Source organism: Methyloversatilis sp. S146-33, from assembly GCF_059552495.1.
Map to the genome: position 1 here is coordinate 1 of NZ_JCANOT010000046.1, position 6148 is coordinate 6148.

The 6148-nt window shown below is 67.2% G+C and carries 8 protein-coding genes; 5 read left to right on the forward strand and 3 right to left on the reverse strand.

Features of this window, described 5'->3' with window-relative positions:
- The first annotated feature begins 205 nt into the window (after positions 1 to 205).
- Positions 206 to 649 (forward strand): REP-associated tyrosine transposase, encoded by a 444-nt coding sequence (locus AC51BJ_RS19770; protein WP_024300832.1) that lies wholly within the window; start codon positions 206 to 208, stop codon positions 647 to 649.
- Positions 650 to 844: 195 nt separating this feature from the next.
- Here the strand turns inward: AC51BJ_RS19770 and AC51BJ_RS19775 are convergent, their stop codons facing one another.
- Both AC51BJ_RS19775 and AC51BJ_RS19780 read right to left on the reverse strand, forming a co-directional pair.
- A complete protein-coding gene (locus AC51BJ_RS19775) occupies positions 845 to 1492 on the reverse strand; it encodes a response regulator (protein WP_496281374.1) in 648 nt (215 codons plus the stop codon).
- Entirely contained in the window at positions 1489 to 2985 is a 1497-nt protein-coding gene (locus AC51BJ_RS19780) for a sensor histidine kinase (protein WP_496281375.1), read from the reverse strand. The genes AC51BJ_RS19775 and AC51BJ_RS19780 overlap by 4 nt, the downstream gene beginning before the upstream one ends.
- 174 nt (positions 2986 to 3159) lie before the next feature.
- Here AC51BJ_RS19780 and AC51BJ_RS19785 point away from each other — a divergent pair, with 174 nt between their 5' ends.
- Positions 3160 to 3357 carry a DUF2970 domain-containing protein gene (locus AC51BJ_RS19785; RefSeq protein WP_496281376.1) on the forward strand — a complete coding sequence of 66 codons (198 nt, stop codon included), beginning with the start codon at positions 3160 to 3162 and terminating at the stop codon, positions 3355 to 3357.
- Positions 3358 to 3372: 15 nt separating this feature from the next.
- On the opposite strand, the gene AC51BJ_RS19790 is transcribed toward AC51BJ_RS19785, so the two are convergent.
- Complete coding sequence (locus tag AC51BJ_RS19790; protein ID WP_496281377.1) at positions 3373 to 4188, reverse strand: IclR family transcriptional regulator; 816 nt, start codon at positions 4186 to 4188, stop codon at positions 3373 to 3375.
- 178 nt (positions 4189 to 4366) lie between these two features.
- On the opposite strand from AC51BJ_RS19790, the gene AC51BJ_RS19795 reads away from it, so the two are divergent.
- The 3 genes from AC51BJ_RS19795 to AC51BJ_RS19805 all read left to right on the forward strand — a co-directional run.
- Entirely contained in the window at positions 4367 to 5032 is a 666-nt protein-coding gene (locus tag AC51BJ_RS19795) for a pyridoxamine 5'-phosphate oxidase family protein (RefSeq protein ID WP_430435021.1), read from the forward strand.
- Between the two features lie 101 nt (positions 5033 to 5133).
- Entirely contained in the window at positions 5134 to 5679 is a 546-nt protein-coding gene (locus AC51BJ_RS19800) for a DUF1097 domain-containing protein (RefSeq protein ID WP_496281378.1), read from the forward strand.
- Positions 5680 to 5794: 115 nt separating this feature from the next.
- Positions 5795 to 6148: AAA family ATPase (locus AC51BJ_RS19805; protein WP_496281379.1), on the forward strand; the 354-nt coding region annotated here is incomplete at its 3' end.

Sequence of the window (6148 nt, forward strand, 5' to 3'; positions counted from 1 at the left end):
GATCGGTGCTTGGGGTGAGGGCGGGACATCTCTCCCACTGTCTGTACGTGCTTGCCGTCAGATCCGAGCTCGGTCCCTCCGCCCGACAAGCTATTCCTACGCTTGCCACGGTAGAACATACAAGCGAGCTTGCTCGCGATCTCGACCGCAAATCATGCGCATAGGCTCTGCGATATACATTTCGTTGAACTGAAATCTCAACGTCATGATCAATGCACCCTCATCGCACCGGCTTCGTCGTGGCCGGGTTTCGGAACCCGGGCGCGCCTATCTGGTGACGACGGTGACCCGAACGCGTGAACCGGTGTTCGAGAATCTGTGGTCAGCGAGAACTCTGATAGGCGTATTGATGGAGGCCGACCGCGTCGGAATGAGCCGAACCCTCGCGTTCGTCGTGATGCCTGACCACCTGCACTGGCTGCTCAGGCTCGACACAGCGGCCACGCTGTCGCAGGTCGTGCAGCGGGTGAAGTCGGTGAGTGCGCACAGGATCGGGCGAGCAATCTGGCAGTCCGGATTTCATGACCGCGGCGCTCGCGAAGGCGAGGACGTACGCGATCAAGCGCGCTACATCGTTGCAAACCCACTGCGTGCGGGTCTGGTTGAACGGGTCGGCGACTATCCGCATTGGGATGCAATCTGGATCTGAAGGGATTGCGATGGTCACAGGAAAGCGGTTGAGCCAATGCAGCATCGCGACCAGAGGTCGCTCCCACCAGAAGCACGCCCGCCTCGTCGTCGGAGCCCGGATTCCCGTGGGAGCGAGCTTGCTCGCGATTGCAGCCTGAATCGAAGCCGGCGATCCGCAAAGGCCGCATCGCGACCAGAGGTCGCTCCCGCAAACTCAGTCGATCAAGCCGAGCTGTCGCGCCGCGTGCATCAGTTCGATATCGGTCGACACGCCGAGCTTGGACTTGATCTGGTAGTGAATGTTGAACACCGTCTTCACGCTGATGTGCAGCGTGTCGGCGATGTCCTCGCGCGACTTCGCGGCGACCAGCATGCGCAGGATTTCGAATTCGCGGGCGCTCAGCGCGGCCAGCGGGTTTTTCGCGGCGGTGCCGGCGCGGCGCAGTGCGGCCAGTTCGGTCTGCACGTCCGGGCTCAGCGTCTGCCGCCGGTGATACACCGCGCAGATGGCCTCGACCAGCAGATCCGGCGACGAACTCTTGGTGACATAGCCGAGCGCGCCCGACTCCAGCGCCTTCTCGACGAAGGTGGCGTCACGGTGCATGGTGAAAATGAGCACGCGGGCGTTGCGGTCGCGCTGCAGGATGTGCTGCAGCGTCTGGATGCCGCTCGCACCGGGCAGCGTGATGTCCATCACCACCACGTCCGGTGCCAGTTCGACGTAGCGCCGGTAGGCCTCCTCGCCCGAGCCGGCTTCGGCCGCGATGGTCAGCGGCGGATGCCGCTCGATCAGACGCCGGTAGCCCTCGCGCACCACCGCGTGGTCGTCGACCAGCAGCACGCTGATCGGTGTATCGGTCATGCCGGTGTTCCTCCGTCCGTCAGTTGCCAGGGCACGACGATATCGACCGCCAGTCCCTGCGGATCGCGCGCCGACAGCTGCACGCGGCCGCCGAGCGCGATCACCCTTTCTTTCACGCCGATCAGGCCGAAGCCGCCGGACTTGCCACGTGGCGCCGGCAGATCAGGCCCGCGCACGACGCCGTCGTCACTGACGCGCAGCCGGATGTCGTCACTCGCCGTGCGCCGCTCCAGTTGCACGTCGACCGTCGTCGCACCGGAATGTTTGGCCGCGTTGGTCAGACACTCCTGCACGATGCGATAGAGATTGATCGCGATGTCGTCCGGCACGTCGGCGAAGTCGCCGCTGACCTCCAGGCGGTAGCTGCAGCGGCCGCGCGCCTGGGCGTCCCACATGCGCACCAGCTTGTCGAGGCCGGCGATCAGCCCGTACTCGTCCAGTCCGACCGGCCGCAGCTGGCGCAGGATTCCGTGCAGCGATTCCATCATGCCGCTGACCGTGCGCAGCACCGTCCGGCCGCTGGCGCGCAGCGCCTCCGGCTGCGGCTCCGGCCGCCCCGCCTCGTTCACGACGCAGGCCGCCTCGGCGCTGATCGACGCCAGGCTCTGCCCGAACTCGTCGTGCAGTTCGCGCGCCAGCCGCCGGCGCTCGCCTTCCTGCACGGTGAGCAGCATCTGCGCCAGGCGCTGCTGCTCCTGCGTCTTCTGTTTCAGATTGCCGGCCATCGCGTTGAACACCGAGCCGATGCGGTCGAATTCGATCAGTTCGAAGGCCGGCAGACGTACGTCCAGATCGCCACGTTCGAGCTTGCCGAGGCCGTCCAGCACCGCCGCCGCCGGACGCAGCGCGCGGCTGATGCTGAAGTAGATCAGCACGTTGAACGCCAGCAGCGCCAGCACCGCCCACATCAGCAGGCGCGTGATCTCGCTCCACACAGCCGCGCTCTCGCGGTCGGCATCGACGCGTATCAGCACCTCGCCCATCTTCAGGCCGGGCGCACGCCCGACGTCGAGGCCGACGCCGTAGGGCTGATACCACAGCACGCGCCGCCCCACCTTCACGCCCGGCGATTCGCCGCTGTCGGCGGCCGACTCGGCGCCACGGTCGATGCGCCGGTTCAATGTGTAGCGGATCAGTTCGCGGAACCACGCCGGCGCCTCGGCGGTCGCCTGCGGCGGCGGCGCCTGCTGGCAGCTGTTGGCCGACAGCGTGCCTTCGAGGTCGAAGTACTGCACACACAGCCGGGTCACTTCCGAAAATTCGGCAAAGCGGGCGAGATCCGGTTTGCCGATGTTCAGTTCGAGCCCGCTCAGCTGGCGCGACATCTGGTCGGTGATCAGCCGCGACACGAGGTCAGCGTTGCGCACCGCTTCGGCCTGCAGCCGTGTCGTCGTGCGCCAGATCAGGCCGGCCGACGCAAGCACGCCGATGGCCACGGCGAGCAGCGTGATGCGCAGCATCAGCGTCAGTTTCAGGTTGGTGCCGCGCTTCATCGGCCGGATTCTAGCCGGCTGGCGCGCGGGCATCTTGCCCGCGGCAGCGAGGGCTGCCGGCTGTGCCGGTCCTGTTTCGGCGTGACTGGATCTGTTCCGTGCGCGCGACGGGCTCTAGTGTCGCGACACGGTGCGCCCGCGCGCGCACGCCATCATCGCTGCTGGAGATCCGTCATGTCCTCGTCTCACGCCCCGTCCGTGCTGCGCATCGCCACCACCGTGTTCTGGAGCTTCTTCGGCGTGCGCAAGCGCAGCCGGCACGAGCTCGAAACGGTCACGCTGAAGCCGCTGCATCTGATTGCCGGTGCCGTACTGGGCGCCGCGCTGTTCGTCGGCACGCTGCTGACCGCGGTGCATTTCATCACCCGCTGAGCGGCGACCTGTCGATCAGGCCTCTCCCTCGGGCAGCGCGAACAGGCGCTGTGCAATACGTGCGGCCGCCGCTTCGAGCCGCGCCCGACAGGCGGCGCGCCCCGCCTCGTCCAGCCAGGCGCTGATGAAGGTGGTGCCGATGCCCGCCACCGGATAGCCGCCGGCGTCGCAGATCGGCACCCCCATGCCGCTGGTGCTGCGGTCCAGCACCATGCCGTCGAAGCAGCAGTAGCCGTGCGCCAGCGCGAACTCGACGGCGTCGCGATGGCGGGTTTCGTCGTAGCGCTCGACGCGGTGGAAGCGCGACAGGTTGATGCGCATGACCTCCCACACCTCGTCCGCCGGCAGCCGCGACATCATCGCGATGCAGCTCTGCGTGATGCCGAAGGCGGTACGCAGGCCGACGTCGCCGCGCCCGACCTGTATCTGTGAGCGCGTGTCATAGCGGCCAATGCACACGCTGTCGAGCCCGCTGCGGATGTTCAGGAACACCACCTGGTCGAGTTCCTCGGCCAGCGCGCTCAGTTCGGTCGCCGCCGCGCGTTCGACCGGCTGGCGGCTGATCGCCGAATAGCCGAGCGCGGCCAGATCGCCTCCGAGGTTGAAGCGCAGCGTGACCGGGTCGCGCTCGACCCAGCCCATGTCGATCAGCATGTCGAGCACGCGGTGTATGGTCGGCCGAGGCAGACCGGTGCGCGCGACCAGTTCGGTCAGCAGGCTGCCGCGGCGCGAGCCGCGCGCGATCGTCGTCACCAGCAGCCGCGCGCGGTGCAGGCTGCCGGCCGGCGCCTCGTCCGCCTCGCCGCATTGCGCTGAAGATCGCCCCTTCATCGGCCCGTCTGCCTCCGCTCCGTCCGCCCGCAGGAACGGTGTCCGATATGCGGACACCTATGTCGCGCACGCTTATTGCCGCATGCAGATGCGAACACTAGCATCGACCTCACACAACAAAACCTCGAACAACCGGTTTGTCCGTTCATCGGACAGCTTTCTTGATTCAGGAGGAGACATGGCCACGCTCTACGGCGCGCAGCACCGCGCGCTGCAGGAAAAGTTCGACATGCGGCCGCTGGCCGACCGCGTGCAGCAATTCATCGTGCATCCGGACATCCAGCCCGAACATCAGGGCTTCATCGAGTCGCGCGACTTCTTCTTTCTCACCACGATCGACCATCGCGGCTACCCGACGGTGTCGCACAAGGGCGGCAGCCCCGGTTTCGTCAAGGTGGTCGATGGGACGACGCTGGCGTTCCCGAGCTTCGACGGCAACGGCATGTTCCTGTCGATGGGCAATATCGGCGCCAACCCGAAGATCGGCATGCTGTTCATCGACTTCGAAACGCCGCACCGCGTGCGCGTGCATGGCGACGCCACGGTGAGCCGCGACGATCCGCTGCTGCACGAGGGCCTGCCCGCCTTCCACGGCGCGGAATTCGTCGTGCGCGTGAAGCTGGCGGAAATCTTCATCAACTGCCCGCGCTACATCCACCGCTACCAGCGCGTCGCCGGTGCGCCGCACGTGCCGCAGCCCGGCTGCGAAACGCCGCCCGCGACCTGGAAGCGCATCGACGGGCTGCAGGACGTACTGCCCGCGCGCGACAGTCAGGTCGCCGAAGCGCAGGGCCTGCTGACGCCGGACGAATACGCCGAACTGGTGCAGCAGGGCCGCACCTGACGCCGCGGCTGCGGCCGCTCCCCTCCTCGCCGCCCGAACGCATGCAGCCCCACCGGGGCCGCAGGGGCGGCTGCACGCCCACGCCTCGAAAGGACATTGCCATGCACGCACTGAAGCCCTTCTCCGCCCTGGTCTGCGCCAACGTCATTCTGGCGGTGACGATGACCTTCACGATGCAGACCTTCCCGCTGCCGATGTGGCCGATGGTGATCGCCTGGGCCTGCTTCTTCCATCTCGGCGGCGGCGACCGGCCGCCGGCCGCACTGGCGGCTGTGCTGGCGCACGCAGTGTTCGGCGTATTCGCCGGCTGGCTGGCGGCGCTGGCCATCCTGTTCAACCCGACCACGCTGCCCGGCACTGTGTGGGTACCGCTGGTGGTCGGCGCCGCAGTCGGTGTCATGAGTCTGGCCTCCGGCTGGCCGCGGCTGGCGGTGCTGCCGGTGTGCGTCTATGGCTTCGCAGCGAACTGGGCCTACCTCGACGTGCCCGGTCGCTTCGACGCTACGGTGCTCACCGCGCTGCGTGCCGACAACGTGATCGTCGCGCTGCCGCTGGCGCTGCTGATCGGCTGCCTGTTCGGTTGGGCCAACGCGCGGCTGATCGCGCAGCTGAGCGCGCCCGACACGCGGACGCGCGGCGCCGGCTGAGCCCTCGTCCACGCACACAGGGCAACTTGCCCGTCGCCTCCTGCCTAGACTCCGGCGCTGTCGGTACATGGGCAGCGCCCCGCCTCAACGATCGATTCCGCATCAGGGAGACAGCATGAACAGGGAAGAACATCTGCAGGACTGGCGCGACGCCGCGCTGCGTGTCGAAACCGAAGTACGCAAGGCGGTGATCGGCCAGGACAGCGTGGTGCGACTGATCAACGTGGCGCTGTTCGCGCGCGGCCACGTACTGCTCGAAGGTGACGTCGGCGTCGGCAAGACCACCGTGCTGCGCGCCTTCGCCCGCGCCATCGGCGGCGACTTCGAACGCGTCGAAGGCACCGTCGACCTGATGCCGAACGACCTCGTCTATCACACCTATGTCGATGCCGAGGGCAAGCCGCGCATCGAACCCGGCCCGCTGCTGCGCCATGGCGAGCGTCTCACCACCTTCTTCTTCAACGAGATC